Genomic DNA, 23,264 nt, shown 5'->3' with positions numbered 1-23,264 from the left:
CTCCGGATTTCCGGGGGGAGATTATTTTTATATTAGCAAGGTATTGACTTATTCTTCTACCGGTGCAGTTTCCTCTGTTGTCTCTTCAACAGCAGCGGTCTCTTCTTCCGGAGCAGTTTCAGTCTTATCTTCCTCTACGGAAATTTCCTCAGCGTCCTCAGGCTCCTCAGAAGCAGTTTTTACTTCCGGCATTCCTGTATCGAGAGTAATCTCACTGTAACGCTTCATACCTGTACCTGCAGGAATCAGCTTACCGATGATTACGTTCTCTTTCAGACCGATCAGCGGATCGACCTTACCCTTGATAGCAGCTTCTGTCAGGACTTTTGTTGTCTCCTGGAAGGATGCTGCTGACAGGAAGGAGTTTGTAGCAAGAGATGCCTTGGTAATACCAAGCATAACCTGTTTGCCTTCTGCCGGTGCTTTGCCCTCTGCCTCAAGCTGCTCGTTAACTTCCTCGAAATCAAGGACATCAACAAGTGTTCCCGGCAGGAACTCTGTATCTCCGTTATCTTCGATACGGATCTTCTTCAGCATCTGATGAACGATAACCTCGATATGCTTATCGTTGATCTCAACACCCTGCAGACGATAAACACGCTGAACCTCGCGGATCATGTAATCCTGAACAGCACGTACACCCTTGATTCTCAGGATGTCATGCGGATTTACACTACCTTCTGTCAGCTCGTCACCGGCCTCAAGAACCTGTCCGTCCATAACTTTGATACGGGAACCGTAAGGAATCAGGTAAGTCTTGGAATCACCTGTCTCCGGATCATTTACAATGATCTCACGTTTCTTCTTAGTGTCGTTGATCGTGGCAACACCTGGGATCTCAGTGATGATCGCAAGACCCTTCGGCTTTCTTGCCTCAAAAAGCTCCTCGACACGAGGAAGACCCTGTGTGATATCTCCACCGGCAACACCACCGGTATGGAAAGTACGCATGGTCAGCTGTGTACCTGGCTCACCGATAGACTGTGCTGCGATGATACCAACAGACTCACCAACCTGTACCGGCTCACCTGTAGCCATGTTCGCACCATAACATTTCGCGCAGACACCAACCTTGCACTTACAGGAAAGGATGGTACGGATCTTCAGTTTGTCGATCGGTCCGCCTGTTGTATTGCTTACGCCCTCTTTCATGATACGGGCAGCACGCTTCGGTGTGATCATGTGGTTAGCTTTAACAAGGATTTCTCCGTCTTTATTCTTAACTGTCTCACAGGAGAATCTTCCTGTGATACGCTCCTGAAGACTCTCGATCTCTTCTTTTCCGTCCATGAATCCACGAACTTCCATACCTGAGATCTCTGCTCTGTTCTCGCAGCAGTCAGCCTCACGAACGATAAGATCCTGGGATACATCAACAAGTCGTCTTGTCAGGTATCCTGAATCGGCTGTACGAAGAGCTGTATCGGAAAGTCCCTTACGAGCACCATGTGCTGACATGAAGTACTCCAGTACGTCAAGACCTTCACGGAAGTTAGACTTGATCGGGAGCTCGATTGTATGACCGGTTGTATCAGCCATAAGTCCTCGCATTCCGGCAAGCTGTTTGATCTGCTTATCGGAACCACGGGCTCCGGAGTCAGCCATCATGAAGATGTTGTTGTACTTATCAAGACCTGTCAGAAGGGCTTTTGTAAGCTCATCATCGGTCTTCTTCCAGGTATCAACAACCTCTTTGTAACGCTCTTCCTCAGTGATAAGACCACGTTTGTAGTTCTTTGTAATACGGTCAACAGTATCCTGAGCCTGCTTGATCATCTCCGGCTTCTGCGGTGGCACGGTCATATCGGAAATGGATACGGTCATGGCTGCACGTGTGGAGTATTTGTAACCCATAGCCTTAACAGAGTCAAGTACCTCGGCTGTCTTTGTTGCTCCGTGTGTATTGATAACTTTTTCAAGGATCTGCTTCAGCTGTTTCTTACCTACAAGGAAGTCAACCTCAAGAAGCAGTTCGTTTCCAGGTACGCTTCTATCTACGAATCCAAGATCCTGCGGAAGGATCTCGTTGAACAGGAAACGTCCAAGTGTGGAATGAACATTGCCGCTTAAAACAGTTCCGTCCGGCATTGTCTTATGGCAGCGTACAATAATCTTGGTCTGGAGTGTGATGACCTTGTTCTCGTATGCGAGGATCGCCTCGTTGATACTCTTGAAGAACTTGCCCTCACCCTTGTTTCCAGGTCTCTCCTGAGTCAGGTAGTAGATACCAAGAACCATATCCTGTGAAGGAACGGCTACAGGACCACCATCTGACGGCTTCAGAAGGTTGTTCGGTGATAACAGAAGGAAACGGCACTCTGCCTGTGCTTCCTGGGAAAGCGGAAGATGTACGGCCATCTGGTCACCATCGAAGTCAGCGTTGAACGCTGTACAAACAAGCGGATGAAGTTTGATCGCCTTACCTTCTACAAGGATCGGCTCGAACGCCTGGATACCCAGACGATGCAGTGTAGGTGCACGGTTAAGCATAACCGGATGCTCTTTAATGACATCCTCAAGGACATCCCATACTGCAGGCTCAAGTTTCTCTACCATTTTCTTGGCATTCTTGATGTTGTGGGAAGTTCCGTTGGCAACAAGCTCTTTCATAACGAAAGGTTTGAACAGCTCGATCGCCATCTCCTTCGGAAGACCACACTGATAGATTTTCAGCTCCGGTCCTACGACGATTACAGAACGTCCGGAATAGTCAACTCGTTTACCGAGAAGGTTCTGACGGAAACGTCCGGATTTACCTTTCAGCATATCGGAAAGAGATTTCAGGGCTCTGTTTCCAGGTCCTGTTACAGGACGTCCACGGCGTCCGTTATCGATCAGGGCATCTACAGCCTCCTGCAGCATACGCTTCTCGTTGCGGACGATGATATCCGGAGCGCCAAGCTCCAGAAGTCTTTTCAGACGGTTATTTCTGTTGATGATTCTTCTGTAAAGATCATTCAGGTCAGATGTTGCAAAACGTCCTCCGTCCAGCTGTACCATAGGACGAAGATCTGGCGGGATAACCGGAATAACGGTCATGATCATCCACTCAGGACGGTTGCCGGACTCACGGAAGGATTCCACAACCTCAAGACGTTTGATGATTCTTGCACGTTTCTGTCCTGTTGCATCAACAAGCTCTGCCTTCAGCTCTGCGGAATCTTTCTCAAGATCGATAGCTTTGAGGAGCTCCATGATGGACTCGGCACCCATACCTACACGGAAGCCTTCGCCATAGGACTCACGTGCTTCCTGGTACTCACGCTCGGTGAGTACCTGTTTGTACATAAGGCCTGAATCAGCAGGATCCAGAACGATATAGTTGGCAAAGTAAAGCACTTTCTCCAGTGTTCTCGGAGAAATGTCAAGGATCAGACCCATACGGGACGGAATTCCTTTGAAGTACCAGATATGAGATACAGGAGCTGCAAGCTCGATGTGTCCCATACGCTCTCTACGAACGGCAGATTTGGTTACTTCAACACCACATCTGTCGCAGACAACGCCTTTATAGCGAATTTTTTTGTACTTTCCACAGTGGCACTCCCAGTCCTTGCTCGGTCCGAAAATTCTTTCGCAGAAAAGACCGTCCTTCTCAGGCTTCAAGGTTCTGTAGTTGATTGTTTCAGGTTTTAAAACCTCACCGTGTGACCACTCTCTGATCTTCTCAGGGGACGCCAGTCCGATCTTGATGGCATCGAAAGTCATTGGCTGATATGTTTCATTGGCGTTCGTTGTTTCTGCCATGTATTCTTTCCCCTTTCTTATTCCTCATCATCAAAGGACTCTTCGAATTCGATCATGTCATCGTCTTCTTCCATGTCCTCATCTTCTTCTACATTGACAAGCTCTTCACCGCTGAACTCCTGCTTGGTGTAGCCGTGCTTACCAAAGTACTCCTCATCTCTGCGTCCTCTGGAATCGCCCTCGATAACGTGACGAAGATCAGTATCTCCATAATCAGAAGTCTCCATGATGTGTACCTCTGATCCGTCCTCGCTGAGCACACGAACATCCAGACCAAGAGACTGGAGCTCTTTAAGAAGTACTTTGAAGGACTCCGGAATACCCGGCTCAGGAATGTTGTCACCTTTGATGATTGCTTCATAGGTCTTAACACGTCCGATCACATCATCAGACTTCACTGTCAGGATCTCCTGCAGTGTGTAGGAAGCACCATATGCCTCCAGTGCCCAAACCTCCATCTCTCCGAAACGCTGTCCACCAAACTGAGCTTTACCACCCAGAGGCTGCTGTGTTACCAGGGAGTATGGACCTGTGGAACGTGCATGGATCTTATCGTCTACCAGATGATGCAGTTTCAGGTAGTGCATGTGACCGATTGTTACAGGACTGTCAAAGTACTCTCCTGTACGTCCGTCACGAAGTCTTACCTTACCGTCTCTGGAAATCGGAACGCCCTTCCAGAGTGCTCTGTGAGCCTTGTTCTCGTCAAGGTACTGCATAACATCCGGTGCAAGAATGTCTTTATATTTCTCACGGAATTCCTCGAAGTCTTCCGTATTAACGTAATCGTTGGCAAGCTCCAGAGTATCCTGGATATCAACCTCGTTGGCGCCATCGAATACAGGTGTTGCAATATTAAAGCCAAGTGCTTTGGCAGCAAGACTTAAATGGATCTCCAGGACCTGTCCGATATTCATTCGGGAAGGTACACCCAGAGGGTTCAGCACGATATCGAGCGGACGTCCGTTCGGAAGGAATGGCATATCCTCAACAGGAAGTACACGGGAAACGACACCCTTGTTACCATGACGACCAGCCATCTTATCACCAACGGAGATCTTTCTCTTCTGTGCAATATAAATACGTACTGCCTGATTTACTCCAGGGCTCAGCTCATCGCCGTTCTCTCTTGTAAATACCTTGGCATCTACGATAATACCATATTCACCGTGCGGTACCTTAAGGGAAGTATCACGTACCTCTCTTGCCTTCTCACCGAAGATAGCACGAAGGAGACGCTCCTCAGCAGTAAGCTCTGTCTCTCCCTTAGGAGTAACCTTACCAACAAGGATATCACCGGCACGTACCTCAGCACCGATACGGATGATACCTCGCTCATCCAGATCTTTCAGAGCATCATCGCCGACACCCGGAACGTCACGTGTGATCTCTTCCGGTCCCAGCTTAGTATCACGGGACTCTGCCTCATATTCCTCGATATGGACAGATGTATAAACATCATTCTGTACAAGTCTCTCACTAAGAAGAACAGCATCCTCGTAGTTATAACCTTCCCAGGTCATAAATCCGATCAGAGGGTTCTTACCAAGTGCAAGCTCACCATTGGATGTAGACGGACCATCTGCGATAACCTGTCCAGCCTCAACATGCTCTCCCTGGAACACGATCGGTCTCTGGTTGTAGCAGTTGCTCTGGTTGCTTCGCATGAACTTAGTCAGATGGTAATCATCCTTTGTTCCGTCATCATTCTTGATGGTGATATCTGTAGATGTAGAACGAAGTACTGTACCTGCTTTTCTTGCAACAACGCATACACCGGAGTCAACGGCTGTCTTGGTCTCCATACCTGTACCAACAACCGGAGCCTCTGTTGTAAGAAGCGGAACGGCCTGACGCTGCATGTTGGATCCCATCAGCGCACGGTTCGCATCATCGTTCTGCAAGAACGGAATCAGGGCTGTAGCAACGGAGAATACCATTCTAGGAGATACGTCCATGTAATCAAACATATGCTGCTCGTACTCCTGAGTCTCCTCACGGTAACGACCGGATACATTCTTATGAATGAAGTGGCCTTCCTCATCCAGAGGCTCATTCGCCTGTGCTACATGGTAATTATCTTCCTCATCCGCTGTCATGTATACAACCTCATCGGTTACACGCGGATTGGAAGGATCGCTCTTGTCGATCTTTCTGTACGGAGCCTCTACAAAACCGTACTGGTTGATTCTTGCATAGGATGCAAGGGAGTTGATAAGACCGATGTTCGGTCCCTCAGGAGTCTCGATCGGGCACATTCTTCCGTAATGGGAATAATGTACGTCTCGAACCTCGAATCCGGCTCTGTCTCGTGACAGACCGCCAGGTCCCAGTGCGGAAAGTCTTCTCTTATGAGTCAGCTCTCCAAGCGGGTTGTTCTGGTCCATGAACTGTGACAGCTGGGAAGAACCAAAGAACTCCTTAACTGCTGCAGTTACAGGTTTGATATTGATCAGGGACTGCGGAGAAATGCTCTCTGTGTCCTGTGTTGTCATTCTCTCACGTACCACACGCTCAAGTCTGGAAAGACCGATACGATACTGATTCTGAAGCAGCTCACCGACAGCACGGATACGACGGTTGCCCAGATGGTCGATATCATCATCGTTTCCAAGGCCATACTCCAGATGCATATTGTAATTGATGGACGCAAGGATATCTTCCTTGGTGATGTGCTTCGGAATCAGGTCGTGGATATCACGTTTGATTGCCTCACATCTGTCCTCAAATGTGTCATTTTCTTCCAGAATTTTTTCGAGCACTGGGTAGTATACTAATTCTGTAACACCCAGGGACTTCGGATTCTCAAGCTCCGGCAGATAGTGACGGATATCAACCATAAGGCTGGAAAGGACTTTGATTTCTCTCTCCTCACCCTGGATCCATACGTACGGAACTGCGGAATTCTGTAATGTATCAGCAAGCTCTTTTGTAACAAGTGTCTCAGCCTCAGCAAGGATCTCACCTGTTGTTGTATCTACAACATCCTGAGAAAGCTTGTGGCCTACGATACGTTTATTGAAATGAAGCTTCTTATTAAATTTATAACGTCCGACTTTGGCAAGGTCATATCTTCTCGGATCGAAGAACATTGCCATGATCAGGCTCTCTGCGCTCTCTACTGCAAGCGGCTCGCCCGGACGGATCTTCTTATACAGCTCAAGGAGACCTTCCTGATAGTTTGTGGAGGTATCCTTTGTAAAGCTGGCAAGGATCTTTGGCTCTTCACCAAACAGATCAATGATCTCAGCATTGGTTCCAATGCCCAGTGCACGGATCAGAACAGTGATCGGAACCTTTCTTGTTCTGTCTACACGTACATAAAATACATCATTTGAATCTGTCTCGTACTCCAGCCATGCACCTCTGTTCGGAATTACAGTACTGGAAAACAGTCTCTTACCAAGCTTATCATGAGCGATCGCGTAGTAGATTCCAGGGGAACGTACTAACTGGCTGACAATAACACGCTCAGCACCATTGATAACAAAGGTACCCGTAGCTGTCATCAGCGGTAAATCTCCCATGAAAATCTCGTGTTCGTTGATCTCTTCTGTTTCCTTATTGATCAGCCTTACTCGAACCTTCAAAGGTGCGGCATAAGTCACGTCACGTTCTTTACACTGCTCGATGGAATATTTTGCATCTTTTTCATCGTATGTGAAATCGATGAATTCCAGACTGAGCTTTCCGCCGTAATCTGCGATCGGAGAAATATCATCAAATACTTCTTTTAAACCTTCGTCAAGAAACCACTGGTAGGAATCTTTCTGAACTTCGATCAGGTTTGGCATTTCCAGGACTTCTTTTTGTCTCTGGTAGCTCATACGCATGCTTTTTCCAGTTTTTACAGAACGAATTCTGTTTTTTTCCATTGACGTTTCACCCCTGTTTTTTTATTATTTATTACAACATGATCCCGCCTGACCTTTAGGCAGGCATATCTAGCCATAATATAGCATCCTCCACTTTAACATAAGAAAAAAAGTGTGTCAAGCACTTTTTTTGATTTTTTTTACATTTTTTCAAAAAAAGCTTCTGTTCCTTTTATATAAACGATACGTGGAACAGAAGCCTTTATTTATTTCACTGTATAGCTGACAGATACAGTGTTTCCATATTTATCTTTTGATACAATCCTGATGACGGTTTTCTTTTTCTGCTTCTTTATTTTAATCGCAAACTGTTTCTTTTTGTCCACGGATGCCACATTCAGTCTTGTAAGCTTTCCGGATCTCTGTGCATAAGCTGTTACACTTTTATTTCCTGATGCACTTCCCCAGATAATCGTACTGCGGGTTGTAATCGTTTTGCAGGATGGACGGTTGACACTGGTAAAGCCTTTGCAGTTTTTTGCATATATAGCCTGTGTCCCGGCATTGCCGATGAAAGTATTGGTTTTCATGGCCTGAATAACTGAAGAATAAGCATAAATACCATTTCCCTTATTTTTCTCAGCCCTGTTTCCCGTAATCTCCGTTGCCTTTGATTTCCAGACAAGAATACCACTTTTTCCATTGGAAAAAGTCCTGTTACTTTTTGCCCGTATTCCTCCGGTTGTATATTCAATCTTAATACCGTGATTTTTATTAGACGAAACCGAATTACTGAAAACGCTGACATTTTTTCCTGATCTCACACGAATTCCGGAACCGCCTGTTGCTTTTACCGTATTTTTTTCCGCTGTCGAAGATGCAGCTATAGTCTGAAGGTAAATCCCGTCTCCGTCCACTGACGAAACCATGTTTCCACTGATACTGTTCTTTCTTCCGGAGCCTTTTCCGAATACTCCGTCATAAATATAAATTCCTACATTGGCAGATCCCGAAACCTTATTTTTCTGAATGGTTGTCCCTCTGGAATCCTCCGTGCTGATCCCGAAGTTTGAAAAAGCTGTCGTCTTTTTTACTCTTACCTGATTATTACACAAAACGCCCAGCTCCGCACGGGTCATTCGAATTCCATTGCCATACCCGGATATCTGATTGTTTTTTACTGTGATTCCCTTTACAGCGTAAATTCCCTTCGGGATTATTCCCGCAGATGTGTTCATATTGTAACAGCCCGCTATTTTGATACCACAGCATACCCAGCTGTAGCCACCAATACTGGTAGTTTTTGAAAGATTGATACTGTTTCCGGTTACACGAATGCCACGATTCATTTTTGTATCCGGACCCCCATTATAGCCTGAAGTCTTATGTGTATTTTTCAGATTTGCAGCAGAAACGTCCACCCCTGTTCCAACATTGACCATAACATTATTTTCTGCCACAGAATCTTCATAATTAAGAAATTCTATGCAGCGTTTCTTTACATCACGGAAAACATTGTTTGTGACCGAAATCCGCTTGTAGGTTTTTCCGGACATCATACTGTGTGTTCCTACTCCCGCAAAAACATCCTGAAATGTATTTCCGTTTATAACAAAATCTTCACATGTACTTCCATCATAAGGCTGATATTGAGGAAAAACATTCCCCTCATCCGTACAGCAGTCAATCTGAATACATTCCTGTCCGCCATTTACGTAATTCTTATAATATCCCCGAAATGTACATCCTGTTACTCTGGCATTCTTTACACCGCCAAATTCCAGAAAATGGGATTTCAGATTATTAAGAAATGTAGCATTTTTAATGGTAACGTTACTGGCATGACCAATGCAAAATCCGACAAATCCACCAGGTTCGTCTTTATTCTCAACCACCTGATAATTAAAATTCCAGGTTCCGCCTTCGATAACAACATTCCGGTAACCTGCATATCCTCCTTCCGATTCCAGAGTATTTCCCAGACGGAGCAAAATGTGTTTATTTACAGAAGTTTTTGTAATCGTGGCTCCCTGTGCATATAAGTACATATTGCTGTACATGCACAAAGTTCCTGTCAGTTTATAGCTGCCCGGTGGAACAATAATCTTATATGGCGTCTCATCAGTAGCTTTATCTTTCAGTTCCAAAAACAGAGTATTTAAAGGTGCGGTAATATCCTGCCCGTTTTTTATTTTCAACGTCACCGTCTGATATTTTCCCTGTTTTCCTTCTGCGGCACTTCCGTCCGAAAAGTTTTCTGTTTCTCCTGCAGAAAAATCCTCCCGAGGTAATTCCTGCTGTGCAGATGTTCCTGATTCCTGTTCCGGCTCCTGCGTCAGTTCCTGCACTGTATTTTCATCTGCCGAAGCATTTTTATTCTCTTCCGGCTGAAGCTCTTCAACCTCATCTGACTGACTTGTCAATAAATCATTCTCATTATCAGGATTTTCTTCTGTTCCGGATACGTTTCCCGCTGAAGCTTCATCTTCAAACTCAACTTCTTCCGGTTCACCGTCTTTATTTGAAGTTTCTGTCCAGGATGAGTCTAATCCGTCCACTGCCTCATTTTCATTGCCGTCCGAGAAAACGTCCTCTTCGTCCTGTGTTACAGCTTCTCCGACAGACTGCACTCCTGTTTCTTCCTGATTTTCAGAGTTTTCTGTCCAGGTGGCCGCAGATGCGGGAACCACTGCTCCACTGTTATCGAATACCAGCGGATCCGGTTCTTCCGCCGGCATATTTTCTTCCTCTTCAATATTCTCCTGTTGTTTTTCAGACGCATTCTGAATCCTGATCGCATCCAAAGGATCTATCAATGAATGGGTACTGTTTGCACTTGCTCCCTCTACAGCTGCCGGCATCGAAATTCCAGTCACACCCAGTATCGCAGCCAAAAGACCTGCAGCAATTTTTTTGTTCATATCCTGACTTCTCCTTTCTTTGTTTTATTATTATCCATTCATCTGCAAAAAGCAAGGCATATTATAAAGTTATAAAATAAAAAAAGCTGCTGCGCCGTCGGCAAAACCGACAGGCACAACAGCCTCAAAAACTCTTATTCTGATTGGATTATTTAAGTGTAACCTTAGCTCCCTCAGCCTCAAGTTTAGTTTTGATGTCCTCAGCCTCAGCTTTGGAAGCGCCCTCTTTAACAACCTTCGGAGCACCATCAACGATAGCTTTAGCCTCTTTAAGTCCAAGACCTGTAACCTCACGAACAACTTTGATAACTTTAACTTTGTTAGCGCCAACCTCTGTAAGCTCTACGTCAAACTCATCTTTCTCCTCAGCTGCCTCGCCTGCTGCACCTGCTGCTGCTACAACAACACCTGCTGCTGCGGAAACGCCGAACTCTTCCTCACAAGCTTTTACAAGGTCATTTAACTCTAATACAGATAATTCTTTGATTGCTGCAATAAATTCTTCTGTTGTTAATTTTGCCATTTTAATTTCCCTCCATTTATAAATTTTAATTAATAATCATGCGGTCGTTATGCCGCCAATTGCACGTTGCTGGGATTACTCAGCAGCTGCTGCGTCAGCTCCGCCATTCTGCTCTGCGATCTGATTAAGCACACGAGCGAAGTTTGCGATCGGAGACTGCATGCTTCCAAGCAGTTTTCCAAGAAGTTCCTCTCTTGAAGGAATTGTGGACAGTGCCTGAATTCCGGCCTGATCATTGTAGTTACCTTCAACTACACCTGCGATCAGCTCCAGTGCCGGGAACTGTTTTGCATATTTAGCAAGGATTCTTGCCGGAGCAGTTGCGTCTGTCTCGGAGATAGCGATCGCATTTGTGCCATGTAAATGATCACTGAGGCTCTCAAATGCTGTACCCTCGAATGCACGACGCATCATGGTATTCTTGTATACCTTGTACTGAACACCAGCTTCTCTTAACTCTTTACGAAGAATTGTATCCTGCTCAACTGTAAGACCGCTGTAGTTTACAAGTACAACAGACTCAGCGTTCTTAATGCTGTTGGAGATCTCTTCTACGATTGGTTGTTTCAGTTCTACTTTTGCCATGAAATGGTACACCTCCTTATAGATTTTGTATACCGCCGTCGCAATAAGTCAATCTGTTTAAAAAAGACCTTACTGCTTCGCAATAAGGTCTTGTGTAATCTTAACTCAGAATACTTGGACCTCGGTAGGCGTTTTAATCCTTATGCCTTACGGCACCTACTGTCTTCGGCAGCGTTCTTAGGTACAATACCATAACAGTGCCGGGTGTGTCAAGTATTTTTTGTTGTTTTTTAATTTTTTATTTTGTTCCGAAAATTCTGTCCCCTGCATCACCAAGTCCCGGGCAGATATAAGCGTTCTCATTCAGCTCTCTGTCAAGGGAACCGCAGTAGATCTGCACATCCGGATGTGCTTCGTGGAGACGTTTCAGACCTTCCGGTGCTGCAATGATGCACATGAACTTGATGTTCTTGCCGCCCTGCTTTTTGACGAAATCAATGGCAGCCTCACCGGAACCGCCGGTTGCCAGCATCGGGTCAACGATCACTGCAATACGCTCATCAATAGACTCCGGAAGCTTGCAGTAGTACTCGTGTGGCTCATGTGTCACCGGATCACGATACAAACCTACATGTCCCACCTTTGCAGATGGCACTAATGTCAGGATGCTGTTCACCATTCCAAGGCCTGCACGAAGTACCGGAATGATCGCCAGCTTCTTACCTGAGATCATCGGTGTCTTGCATACCTCGATCGGTGTCTCTACTTCTACTTCTTCTGTAGGAAGGTCGCGGAGTGCTTCATATCCCATCAGGATACCGATCTCCTCTACCAGCTTACGGAATTCATTTGTTCCTGTATTTTTATCACGGAGCATTGAAATTTTGTGTTTGATCAGCGGGTGATCCATAATATAAACATTTTCCATTTTTTCCATCGTGATTCCCTCTCTTTGTCTGTGTTTTTTATAAAGCGAAACTTCTCATTCCACTCTGCTTCATACACCGGAACGCAAGCCTTTCGCTTTTCTGTATTCATCTTTCTACATTATAATATATATGACACTTTTTCAAAAGGGGGAAAACTATTTTCCCTGGCGTTCCAGAACCTGATCAATGGCATAGGCCACGCCAAACTCATTGTTGCTCTTTGTGATGTATTTTGCTGCCCTTTTGATCTCCGGAGCTGCATTTTCCATTGCAACAGTTGCTCCGAAATCCATGGAGATCATGGAATAATCATTAAGGCTGTCACCAAGAACCATCACCTCATCCATGGTATAGCCCAGAGACTCAATATATTCTTTCAGCACCGGGCCTTTCTGTGCCTCTACTGCTGTGATCTCCTGATTATATATAAAGGAAGAAGCCACTGCAACGGCTGGATTTTCTTTCAGCTCATCACTGAGTTTCTCCAATTGCTCCACATCTGCCGCAAAAATGAAAATCTTATATACCGGAGCACCGCTGCTCTCCAGAGAACGGATATCGGAAATCCCTTTCGTGTTTCCGGCGATCCTGCGGTACTGGGGTGATTTCCGGACAATCTCCTCGCTGGTATCTATGTCCATATTGAAAAGACGGATCTGCTGAATAATCCCAGCTTCAATTTCTTTCTTTGTTCCAATACGGTAATCATAGCGATCCGTAAAAAATGCCACAGATACCGGGTATTTTTTTGCCGTATTGTAGACCTCCTCACACAGCTCAATAGAGATCGGTGTACTCTTTACGACCTCCTGCTGCGGATTCCGTACTTCCGCACCGCTGCTCACCACATAATCACAGGTCAGCTCCGTTCCCTTCAGTTCCTCCATGGCGCCGGGAAAATTCCGGCCGGTGGCAACCATAAAACGGATTCCTGCATCGCAGGCACGCCTGATCGCTGCAAGGGTTTCCGGTGCGATCCTGTGGTCATCCCCAAGAAGTGTACCATCCATATCACTGGCAATTACTTTTATCATGAAAAAAAATCTCCTTTTATCTGTAAAAATTCCGGTCAATCATTCTGATCCCCATTATCTATGTTCTTTTTTCGGAGAAATTATATCTTATATTATTGCAAAATACAATAATTTTTGCAGCAAGCATATGCCTTTCTGATTTCGAAAATACATGATATAATAAATCTTCAGTTAAGCCAGTCACTCAAAAAGCAGGAGAATATTATGTTAACTTATTTTTTTCATTCCAAAAGAAGCCACTCGCATCCCCGTTTCTTCTATTTAATATTGTGCACAGTTCTTGTCTGTCCAATGCTTCTTTTCACAGGCTGTGGAAATATCACTGATACAGATAGCTTCAACAACGAAAATGAACCCATCAGTATCAGCAGTATCAAATTGAACACCGCCGTACAGATCACCATTTACGATTCCCAGGATAAAGCTCTCCTGGATGACTGTCTGGCACTGTGCGATAAATATGAGCTGATCTTCAGCCGGACAAACGAGAACAGCGAGCTTTATAAATTAAATCACCGCAAAGATACATCTGATGAAGATTCCAATGCCGTTGGGCAAACTACTCCATATCCGGTCAGCGGCACAGCAGACACTTGGCATATATCCGAGGACCTTGCCTCTCTGCTTTCCGAAGGGCTCGATATCACCAGGGAATCCGACGGTGCCTTTGACATCGTCATTGCGCCTTTAACCTCTCTCTGGGATTTCACCGCAGAGGATCCGAAAGTGCCGGATGATGCAGATATCCAAAACGCCCTTCCACTGTGCAGCTCCGACGGCGTCACCATTGACAAGCAGGATATCACACTTCCCTCTGATGACATTCAGTTCGATGTAGGCGCCATTGCCAAAGGCTATATCGCAGACCGCCTGAAGGATTTTCTGGTAAAAAAAGGCGTAAACAGTGCCATCATCAACCTTGGCGGCAATGTCCTCTGCATCGGCTCAAAGCCTGACGGCACTCCCTTCAAGGTAGGCATCCAGAAGCCTTTTGCAGACCGCAATGAAACAGAGGCTGTTATGGATATCACCGGAAAATCCGTTGTATCCTCCGGAATTTATGAGAGGTGCTTTAAGCAGAACGGAAAATTATATCATCATATCCTGAACCCCAAAACCGGTTATCCATATGACAATGGCCTGATCTCTGTGACGATCATCTCCGACCAGTCTGTGGACGGCGATGCCTTAAGCACTACCTGTTTCGCACTCGGTCTGGATAAGGGACTGAAATTTGCAGAGAAAAAAGGCGTACAGGCTGTTTTTATCACAGAAGATTATGAACTGCATTATACTGACGGATTCCGGGATGAGATCAGGGTTACTGATGTGGAATCCTGAAATATTCAGTTGTTTATCATATCCGGCCAGGAAAGGATCTCTGCGGAGATCTTTTTCTCATAATCCCCGTCAATATCCTCACTTCTTCCTGCCGCATAGATGTTCGTCTCGGCTCCCCAGCCATTATCCTCATATTCCCATACATGGAACTTCAGTCCACGGAACATGAAATCCAGGCTTCCGCAGCCGTCTTCCTCTGTGTATTCGAATTTAATGTTTTTCTTATTCAGGGCATCCTGTACTTTCTGTAAACGCATGCTCCACGATCCTTTCCGGAAAAATTCTCCGTGTATTTCTGGCAGATATCCTGATCTGCCAGTCTGTATTTCAGTATACCACGAAGCATTTTTTTCCACAAGAAAAGGGCGCGGGGCAAGTTATTTTTATTGTGCAGAATCATGAAATATGGTAGAATAAGCTTCGTGACTTTAGCGTATTACTTGAAAGAAACTCAGCGACAGTTATGGGGGAGCAAATCGGTAAGCCCTGCTGCCATGAAGTAATTTTTCTGCCGAATAATACCGGTATGTCAGACTCCTTAAAATTACCGACTGCCAGAACATGTTTGAAAAAAGCTTTCTGTAAGGCAGGAATGATTTTTCAAACACGCTCTAATCTATACATATTTATATGAGGTGAGTTATGAAAGAAAGAGAAAAACTTGGATCCCGTCTGGGATTCATTCTGATTTCTGCTGGCTGTGCCATCGGAATCGGAAACGTCTGGAAATTCCCTTACATGGCCGGACAGGGCGGTGGCGGCACATTCGTACTGTTTTACCTGATCTTCCTGGCCCTTCTTGGACTTCCTGTTATGACTATGGAGTTTTCTGTTGGACGTGCCAGCCAGAAGAGTCCTGTCAAAGCATATTACGCACTGGAAAAACCAGGACAAAAATGGCACATCCATGGATATATCACTCTGATCGGATGTTATCTCCTGATGATGTTTTACACCACTGTTACAGGCTGGATGCTAAATTACTTCTATATGACAGCCACCGGTAAATTCCAGGGACTTGATTCCGACGGTGTTGCAGGACAGTTTACCAACATGCTTGGCCAGCCCGTTACTATGGGATTCTGGATGATCGTTGTTGTTATTGCAGGTGTTTTTGTCTGCTCCCGCGGTCTTCAGAACGGCCTTGAAAAAGTTACCAAGGTTATGATGATCTCTCTTCTTGTGATCATGGTTGTTCTTGCCATCAACAGTTTTACCATGGATGGTGCCAAAGAAGGACTGAAATTCTACCTGATCCCGGATTTCGAGCGCATGAAAGAGATCGGTATTATTTCTACCATTACCGGTGCTATGAACCAGGCATTCTTTACTCTCAGCCTTGGTATCGGTGCTATGGCTATCTTCGGAAGCTACATCGGAAAAGATCATGCACTGCTTGGTGAATCCATGAATATTGCGCTTCTGGATACTTTTGTTGCGATCACCTCCGGACTTATTATTTTCCCGGCATGTTTCACATTCAATGTTGACCAGACTTCCGGACCGAGCCTGATCTTCATCACACTGCCGAATATTTTCAACCACATTCCGCTTGGAAGACTGTGGGGAAGCCTGTTCTTCATCTTTATGTCATTTGCAGCTTTCTCTACCATCCTGGCTGTATTTGAAAATATTATTTCCTGCGGTATGGAGCTTACCGGCTGGAGTCGAAAAAAATCCAGTCTTGTAAATGCCATCGCCATCATCCTTCTGTCTCTGCCATGCGTACTTGGATACAATGTATGGTCCTGGGACTGGCTCAAGGTATTCGGCGGCGCAATTCTCGACCTTGAAGATTTTCTGGTAAGCAACATTCTGCTCCCGCTTGGTTCTCTTGTATATCTGCTTTTCTGTGTTTCCAAACGGGGCTGGGGCTGGGAAAACTTCACAGAAGAAGCCAACACCGGAAAAGGCATGAAGATCCGGAAATGGATGCGCGGATACATCACTTATATCCTGCCGCTGATCATTCTGTTTATCTTCTTCTTTGGTCTGTACGACAAGTTTTTTGCATAAAAGATTCCCCTGTGCGAATAGCAGATATTTCATGTTCTGCATTCACACAGGGGATTTTTTATAAATCAGACGATACTTATTTGCTTTTTTTATAATCCGACAGTATCGCTTTTTTCTGACCATAATCAATAGTGAGGGTATACTCCATTCCAGGTTCCAGGATCTCGATTTCTCCCAGGTTTGCGTCATGTCCCTCCAGCATCATGCAAATCACCCGAAAAACTCCCGGCAGCAATCCGATGTCCGGCTCACCTACATCCATTGAACCTTGAACCACATTATCATTACGCAGAAATATGATCATATCCTGCTGGTACTGTTCCGCGTTTTCATAAACCATATGAAGAGTTACACGGTATTTGGAACGCTCCTCTTCATCCATATGGTCACTGGGCTCCGTGACATATTTCTCATAATAATCTGCACGGTCATTAATATCTGTTGTTTCCGAATTTAATTTTTCAGGATCCAGTTTTTTGATCTTCTGATCGTCCCGACCTGTCATATTACATCCGCTGATAAATATTATACAGCATAAAATTAAAATACTAATTCTTTTTATCATGGGATTTCTTCCTGCACTTTTCTACTTTTTTATAAAATGCTTCCGCTTCTGTAGTCGGAAATTCATCAAACATATCATCATATTTTTCATTCCATTCTTTTGCCTTTTCTTTCCAGTTTGTCATCTGTTCTCCTTCCATTACTATTCTCGCTTTCCAAGCAGCTCCAGTACTTCCTCTCTGCTGATCAAAGCCTGTCCGATTCCCTCTCCGCTTAAGATCTCGTCAGCCAGTTCCCGTTTCATTTCCTGTAAAGCGCGAATGCGTTCTTCTATGGTGTCTTTCATAAAAAGCCGGTAAACACTGACAACATTCTTCTGGCCAATGCGATGGGCTCGGTCTGTGGCCTGGTTCTGCACGGCAAGATTCCACCAGGGATCATAATGGATCACGATATCTGCCGCAGTAAGATTTAAGCCTGTTCCTCCTGCTTTCAATGAAATGCAGAAAACAGAAGTATCGTCTTCATTAAATGCCTGTACCATCTGCGCACGTTTTTCCTTGGAAGTAGCCCCCGTCAGCATATAAAAAGAAACCTTTGCTTTTTTCAGACGAACAGCCAGCACATCCAGCATGGTGGTAAACTGGGAAAAAAGCAGGATCTTATGTCCGCCGTTCACCGCATTCTGAACCAGCTCCATGCACATCTCCAGCTTGGAAGAATTCCCTTTGTATCCTTCATATACCAGTCCCGGATAACAGCAGATCTGCCGCAGCCTTGTGATCTCCGCAAGGATCTGCAGCTTGGAGGTACGGAATTCCGCATCGGACTGCATTCCCAGCATTAGCCGGAGCCGTTCCGTATGAGCCTCATACAGCTCCTTCTGCTCGCTTTCCAGCGGAGAAAACATATCTTTTTCAAGCTTATCCGGAAGATCCTTCAGCACATCCCTCTTCAATCTCCGCAGCACAAAAGGCCGGATCATTTTCTGCAGGCGTTGCATTGCATCCGAATTGCTGTACTGCACAGCCGGAAGCTCGATTTCCTTACGAAATTTTTCGTAAGAATAAAGGAAACCCGGCATCAGAAAATCAAAAATACTCCACAGCTCACTCAGCCTGTTCTCCACCGGTGTTCCAGTCAGCGCCAGACGAAATTCCGACCGTACCTCCTTCACAGCTTTCGCGGCCTGTGTCCCGTGATTCTTGATATACTGAGCCTCATCAATGATCTGCACAGCAAAATCCAGCTTCTGGTACGCCTTCAGATCCCGTTTCAGAAGGTCATAGGAAGTGATCAGAACTTCCCGTCCTCCCGCATTTCTGATCAGATTCTTCCGTTCCTTCACATCACCGGCGACAACGGTAGCCGGAAGTCCCGGAGCAAAACGTTCGATCTCGCTCATCCAGTTAAACACAAGCGAAGCAGGCGTTACCACAAGCGCACGTCTGTTTTCTCCTGGTCTGGACTCCTGAAATTCCGACCAGAGAAACGCAATCACCTGGAGAGTTTTTCCAAGTCCCATATCATCTGCCAGGATCCCTCCAAACTGATTATGCTTCAGGGTTTTGATCCAGTAAAAGCCCTCTTTCTGATAGCCCCGAAGGATTTTTTCCTGCTCCCTGGGAATCTGAAATTTATGTTCCTCCATTGTCTGCATGTTCCGGATCAACGCACGGAAGGTATTATCCTTCTCTACCTTGATCAGATCGCCTCTCTTCAGCTGACTGTCCAGATACATGGCACGGTAAGCCGGAACCTGAGTCTTTCCTTTTTTCAGTTCACTGTCACTGATCTGCATTCCATCCTTCAGAACAGAAAATTCCCGGAGCTGACCATCGGAAATATCCAAAAAGCTGCCATCCTTCAGACGGAAATATTTTTTTCTGCGGTCGTACCTGGAAAGGATATCAAAAAGCTGCGCCTGATCCATCCCCTCCACATCCAGATCCAGGTTCAGAAGTCCGGCTGAAAGAGACACACCAAGACGGATTCCGGGCATTTTCATTACACGCATCTGCCTGATTGCCTGGGAAATGTAGACTGTCCCGATTTTCTGCATGGCAGGGATGCCCTCTTTGAGGAGCTGGTAGAGTTTTTCTTCGGAGCTGTCCATATTCACAGACGCGTCTTCTCCGTTTAAATTTTCATATTCCCCGGTACGGCAATCCAATGCCAGCTCCATCCTCTGTGCATCATATCCGTTAAAATACTTCGACAACAGCACAAATACGCCCATCTCCCCGGGAATATCCCTGGTGCAGGCAGACACATCTCTGTCAAAAACCGAAAATTTATCCTTCCCGTAAACAGAAAACGCCTTACAGGTAATCCAGTCACGCTCCGGTGCATCCAGATAGATCTCATATGCAGCCTTATAGCATTCAAGACCTGTTTTTTCCGGGAAATCCCTGAGATCACAGTGGAAAAATTTTTCCAGGGAAGGAAGCATTTCTCTCACAAACGCAGACATATCCGGCTCATCAATAAAGCCTCTGCCTGCCGGAAGCCGCTCCAGACAGGTGGCAAATTCCTCCACTACCCCAAGCTCCTGCCTGGAAACCAGATATACCTTCGCATTATCAAAATACATATGATACCGTATGCCTGTTACACTGTATACAGGTGGGATTTCCAGAGATAATCCCTGATCTTTCTTCCGTATCGTCAGTATTCTGTCCGGAATTTCTCTGACAGCATGCCATGTTGTTTCCGGATCATTGTTCATTTTAAACTTGAAACTATTTTCACCAAGTATAAGAAGCAGATCTTCAAGTTCTTTTCTGTCAACGGTAAGATCCCTCACCTTTACCTCTGTAGTTATTTTTTTCAGCTGTTCATACCTGGCCATGTAAGTGCCGTGATGATTTTCAACCCATTCCCGGATAAATGACAGCACGCCTCTGGATTTCTCCGAAAAGGCTTCATCTGAATGGATAAATTCCAGATTTTTCCCATAAGAAACCTTCTCATTATGATCCAGGTTCCACACAAAGGCCAGCACATCCTTAAGGATATATTTTTTCTCACAGCCAATGCGGAATTCCACAGTAAAGCAATTTCCCACAGAATTGAATTTCAGACAGGTTTCCAGCTCCACCCTGCCAAAATACGGATCCCCGGAAAATGGGAGCATACGGCTGTACATCTGACGATTAAGAATACTTTTTAACTCAACGGTGGTTTTCGTTGCAGGCTGCCCAGATCCGGATACAGCAGCCGGAAATTCTGTTCCGCTAAATATCCCTGCCAGTTTCTGATCTTCATCCTGTTGTTTACGGACTTCCACACGCTCATAAGCCTTACGGTCTCCATACTCCAGAAGCACTGCAACGCAATGCTTACAGATCCCTGAATAGCTGCGAAATGCCGGGCAGTCACAATATACTTTTTTTATGCGATCCGCTTCTGTATCATACTGAAAGCCTGTATTGTATACATTACGCCCACTTCCCTTCACCGCTGCGGATATCTTATCCACAGCTCCTTCAGACTTAATATCCAAAGACTGGATTCTCTTTCCGGTACGGTAAATATCAAGGCCTCTCTGATATGCCGTTGTATTACAAAGTGCCCGGATGGCTGTTCGTTTAAGCATGTATCTTTCCCTTCTTTTCTTATCACATTTCTTCCATTATAAAAGGAGACCTGCACTGTGGCAAGTCTCCTTTTAGTACTCATTGATATCTCATTCCTGATCTGCCGGTGGTGTAATCCACCACCATTCTTCACCCATTTCGTGAATTACTTTCCCATCAAAGCAACAATCTTCTCCTTCAGCTCCCGCGCATTCTTCTCTGGATCCTCTGCCTTCATGATCGCAGAAACAACCGCCATACCACTCATGCCTGCGCCCTCAAGCACATCCATATTCCCGGCATTCAATCCCCCGATCGCAACCGCCGGAATCGGAACCGCCTCACAGATATCCTTCAATGTAGAAACCTTGGTAAGGATCGTCACAACCTTAGTAGTAGTAGGATAAATCGCCCCCACACCAAGATAATCCGCACCATCCTCATAAGCCTTCACAGCAGCCTCCACCGTCTTGGCAGTAGCTCCCACGATCTTATCCGGTCCCATCAGCTTCCTTGCCACAGCAACCGGAATATCAGAAGCCCCAACATGCACACCGGCAGCATCACAGGCCAGTGCCACATCCACACGATCATCAATGATCAGCGGCACCTGATAACGATCTGTGATCTCCTTCACCTTAAAAGCCTTATCCAGATACTCACGTCCACCCTTATTCTTCTCACGAAGCTGAACCAGAGTCACACCACCCTTACAGGCCTCCTCAACCGTACGGAGCAAAGACTCCTCCGTATGATAAGAGCTATCCGTCACCAGATACAACGTTACATCCAAATCTTTTCTATCCATCCTGATCCCCTCTTTTTCAGTACATTTCAATCTTCAGCAAATCCAGCAGCTGCCGATCCGAAAGCCCATAGATCTCATCCAGCAGATTTGCCTGAAAGCTTCCCGGACCGCGGGAAATCTTCTTTGCCTCCTCACCGGCGATACCCATAAGTGCAGTACCAAGAACTGCCGCAGCCAGATAATTTCCGGATCTCCCATTTAATCCCATCTCACCAACAGACCAGACACCTGTCTCTATACTGTCCGTCATCTCTTTCGCAATATTATCTTCGCACCCCGGCAAAAACGCCGCAGTCAGTGCACCGACCATACAGCCGGTTCCTGTGATCCCGGATAGCGCCGCACTGCCATTTTGTACCAGAACAATCCGTTCACCATCTGTAACAAAATCCTGTTTCCCGGTAGCCAGCACGATTGCCTGATTACTCCTTGAAAAAGCCTTAAGCACCTCACTGACTCCATCGATATTTTCCTCAGTCAGGGCATCCTCTACACCCGCATCGATCCCGATCGCATGGGACGGCAGCCCGGAAACAGCCAGAAGCTCTGACATATTTCCTTTCAGCACTGCCGGATGACCGATCCTTAAAAGCTCCCGTGCCAGATCCAGCCTGAGATCACTGCAGGCAACCCCTACCAGGTCCAGCAGAACCGGAATCTTATTTTCCATCGCTGTTTTCATAGAACGCTTCATTGACTCGATCCTGGCATCGGTAATATTCCCGAGATTCAGCATCAGCGCACCGGCCGATGCCGTAATATCTGTCACCTCTGCCGGATGCTCCGCCATGATCGGCCTTGCACCTACTGCAAGGACCACGTTGGCACAGTCATGGATCGAGATCGGATTGGTGATGCAATGGATCAGAGGCTTTTCTTCTTTAATTCGCTTTCGCAGTTGTAAAATTCTTTGTCTCATATGTTTTTGAACCCAAAGCTGCCTGGAATTTCACCAGAAGGCCTGCTTTACTCAGAGCCTTCAGGAAAATATAGGCAACACATCCTCCCATTGTGGTTGCTGCAAGGAACATCGGCGTATAATAAAATGCTGTCAGTCCGCCTCTTCCCATCAGGAATGCCATCACCGGATAAGAAACCATGGACCCGATGATACCTGTTCCAAAGATCTCACCGATCACCGCACAGATGATCTTACCTTTGGAAAGTCTGTAGAACACACCTGAAAGAAACGCGCCAAATACTGCACCTGTCAGTGCAAGTGGCGGGATTCCCATAAACATCATACGGATCACGCCGATCATGGTCGCGCAGAGAAGTGAGTACCACGGTCCCATCAGAACCGAGCATACGATATTGACAAGATGCGCCGTGGGGCACATTCCCTCAATCCTCAGAATCGGTGAAATAACGACACCGATCGCAACCATCATTGCCAGCATTACCATACGAAGCGTGTGCATCCTTTGTTTTTCCATAGTGTTTTTTCCTCCCTGAAATATCAGGCAGAGCCCTGTCGGAGCCCAGGCAAAAATATCCCGGCTACGGCAGTCTGCCAATAACTT

Annotated in this window: 16 protein-coding genes and 1 other annotated feature; of the genes, 2 read left to right on the top strand and 14 right to left on the bottom strand. The window is 45.8% G+C overall.

What is annotated here, in order from left to right; genetic code table 11:
• Positions 1–48: 48 nt before the first annotated feature.
• The 7 genes from rpoC to WMO28_RS03035 form a co-directional block, all read right to left on the bottom strand.
• The gene (gene rpoC / locus WMO28_RS03065; RefSeq protein WP_349056021.1) at positions 49–3,747 is read right to left on the bottom strand and encodes a DNA-directed RNA polymerase subunit beta'; all 3,699 of its coding nucleotides are present in this window, start codon (positions 3,745–3,747) and stop codon (positions 49–51) included.
• A 17-nt stretch (positions 3,748–3,764) separates the two neighbouring features.
• Positions 3,765–7,622 carry a DNA-directed RNA polymerase subunit beta gene (rpoB, locus tag WMO28_RS03060; RefSeq protein WP_349056020.1) on the bottom strand — a complete coding sequence of 1,286 codons (3,858 nt, stop codon included), beginning with the start codon at positions 7,620–7,622 and terminating at the stop codon, positions 3,765–3,767.
• Between the two features lie 206 nt (positions 7,623–7,828).
• Positions 7,829–10,483, bottom strand: a complete 2,655-nt coding sequence (locus tag WMO28_RS03055) for a right-handed parallel beta-helix repeat-containing protein (protein WP_349056019.1) — start codon at positions 10,481–10,483, stop codon at positions 7,829–7,831.
• A gap of 148 nt (positions 10,484–10,631) precedes the next feature.
• Positions 10,632–11,006 (bottom strand): 50S ribosomal protein L7/L12, encoded by a 375-nt coding sequence (gene rplL / locus WMO28_RS03050; protein ID WP_015526302.1) that lies wholly within the window; start codon positions 11,004–11,006, stop codon positions 10,632–10,634.
• 75 nt (positions 11,007–11,081) lie between these two features.
• Positions 11,082–11,591, bottom strand: a complete 510-nt coding sequence (rplJ, locus tag WMO28_RS03045; RefSeq protein WP_118512722.1) for a 50S ribosomal protein L10 — start codon at positions 11,589–11,591, stop codon at positions 11,082–11,084.
• Between the two features lie 51 nt (positions 11,592–11,642).
• Positions 11,643–11,778, bottom strand: a sequence feature (ribosomal protein L10 leader region).
• Between the two features lie 51 nt (positions 11,779–11,829).
• On the bottom strand, positions 11,830–12,459 hold the full coding sequence (upp, locus tag WMO28_RS03040; protein WP_349056071.1) for a uracil phosphoribosyltransferase: 630 nt from the start codon (positions 12,457–12,459) through the stop codon (positions 11,830–11,832).
• A gap of 156 nt (positions 12,460–12,615) precedes the next feature.
• Positions 12,616–13,494, bottom strand: coding sequence for a Cof-type HAD-IIB family hydrolase (locus WMO28_RS03035; RefSeq protein WP_349056018.1), 879 nt, complete (start codon positions 13,492–13,494; stop codon positions 12,616–12,618).
• Positions 13,495–13,698: 204 nt separating this feature from the next.
• Between WMO28_RS03035 and WMO28_RS03030 the strand changes: the two genes are divergently transcribed.
• The gene (locus tag WMO28_RS03030; RefSeq protein ID WP_349056017.1) at positions 13,699–14,835 is read left to right on the top strand and encodes an FAD:protein FMN transferase; all 1,137 of its coding nucleotides are present in this window, start codon (positions 13,699–13,701) and stop codon (positions 14,833–14,835) included.
• Between the two features lie 5 nt (positions 14,836–14,840).
• Here WMO28_RS03030 and WMO28_RS03025 read toward each other — a convergent pair whose 3' ends face one another.
• On the bottom strand, positions 14,841–15,092 hold the full coding sequence (locus tag WMO28_RS03025) for a kinase (protein ID WP_349056016.1): 252 nt from the start codon (positions 15,090–15,092) through the stop codon (positions 14,841–14,843).
• Between the two features lie 385 nt (positions 15,093–15,477).
• On the opposite strand from WMO28_RS03025, the gene WMO28_RS03020 reads away from it, so the two are divergent.
• Positions 15,478–16,851 carry a sodium-dependent transporter gene (locus tag WMO28_RS03020; RefSeq protein WP_110103604.1) on the top strand — a complete coding sequence of 458 codons (1,374 nt, stop codon included), beginning with the start codon at positions 15,478–15,480 and terminating at the stop codon, positions 16,849–16,851.
• Positions 16,852–16,927: 76 nt separating this feature from the next.
• On the opposite strand, the gene WMO28_RS03015 is transcribed toward WMO28_RS03020, so the two are convergent.
• From WMO28_RS03015 to thiW, 6 genes are all read right to left on the bottom strand, one after another.
• Positions 16,928–17,416, bottom strand: a complete 489-nt coding sequence (locus tag WMO28_RS03015; RefSeq protein ID WP_349056015.1) for a hypothetical protein — start codon at positions 17,414–17,416, stop codon at positions 16,928–16,930.
• Complete coding sequence (locus WMO28_RS03010; RefSeq protein ID WP_349056014.1) at positions 17,400–17,540, bottom strand: hypothetical protein; 141 nt, start codon at positions 17,538–17,540, stop codon at positions 17,400–17,402. Before WMO28_RS03010 ends, WMO28_RS03015 begins: the two co-directional genes overlap by 17 nt.
• Positions 17,541–17,557: 17 nt before the next feature.
• A complete protein-coding gene (locus tag WMO28_RS03005; protein WP_349056013.1) occupies positions 17,558–20,953 on the bottom strand; it encodes an SNF2-related protein in 3,396 nt (1,131 codons plus the stop codon).
• 146 nt (positions 20,954–21,099) lie between these two features.
• Positions 21,100–21,741, bottom strand: a complete 642-nt coding sequence (thiE, locus tag WMO28_RS03000; RefSeq protein ID WP_349056011.1) for a thiamine phosphate synthase — start codon at positions 21,739–21,741, stop codon at positions 21,100–21,102.
• A 16-nt stretch (positions 21,742–21,757) separates the two neighbouring features.
• Complete coding sequence (gene thiM, locus WMO28_RS02995; protein ID WP_349056010.1) at positions 21,758–22,660, bottom strand: hydroxyethylthiazole kinase; 903 nt, start codon at positions 22,658–22,660, stop codon at positions 21,758–21,760.
• A complete protein-coding gene (gene thiW / locus WMO28_RS02990; RefSeq protein WP_015526323.1) occupies positions 22,623–23,177 on the bottom strand; it encodes an energy coupling factor transporter S component ThiW in 555 nt (184 codons plus the stop codon). Before thiW ends, thiM begins: the two co-directional genes overlap by 38 nt.
• Between the last annotated feature and the right edge of the window lie 87 nt (positions 23,178–23,264).

It is taken from the genome of Blautia aquisgranensis, assembly GCF_040096615.1.
Classification (GTDB): domain Bacteria; phylum Bacillota; class Clostridia; order Lachnospirales; family Lachnospiraceae; genus Blautia_A; species Blautia_A aquisgranensis.
The sequence above is the reverse complement of the archived record's forward strand: the minus strand, read 5'-3'. Positions and strand labels throughout refer to the sequence as shown.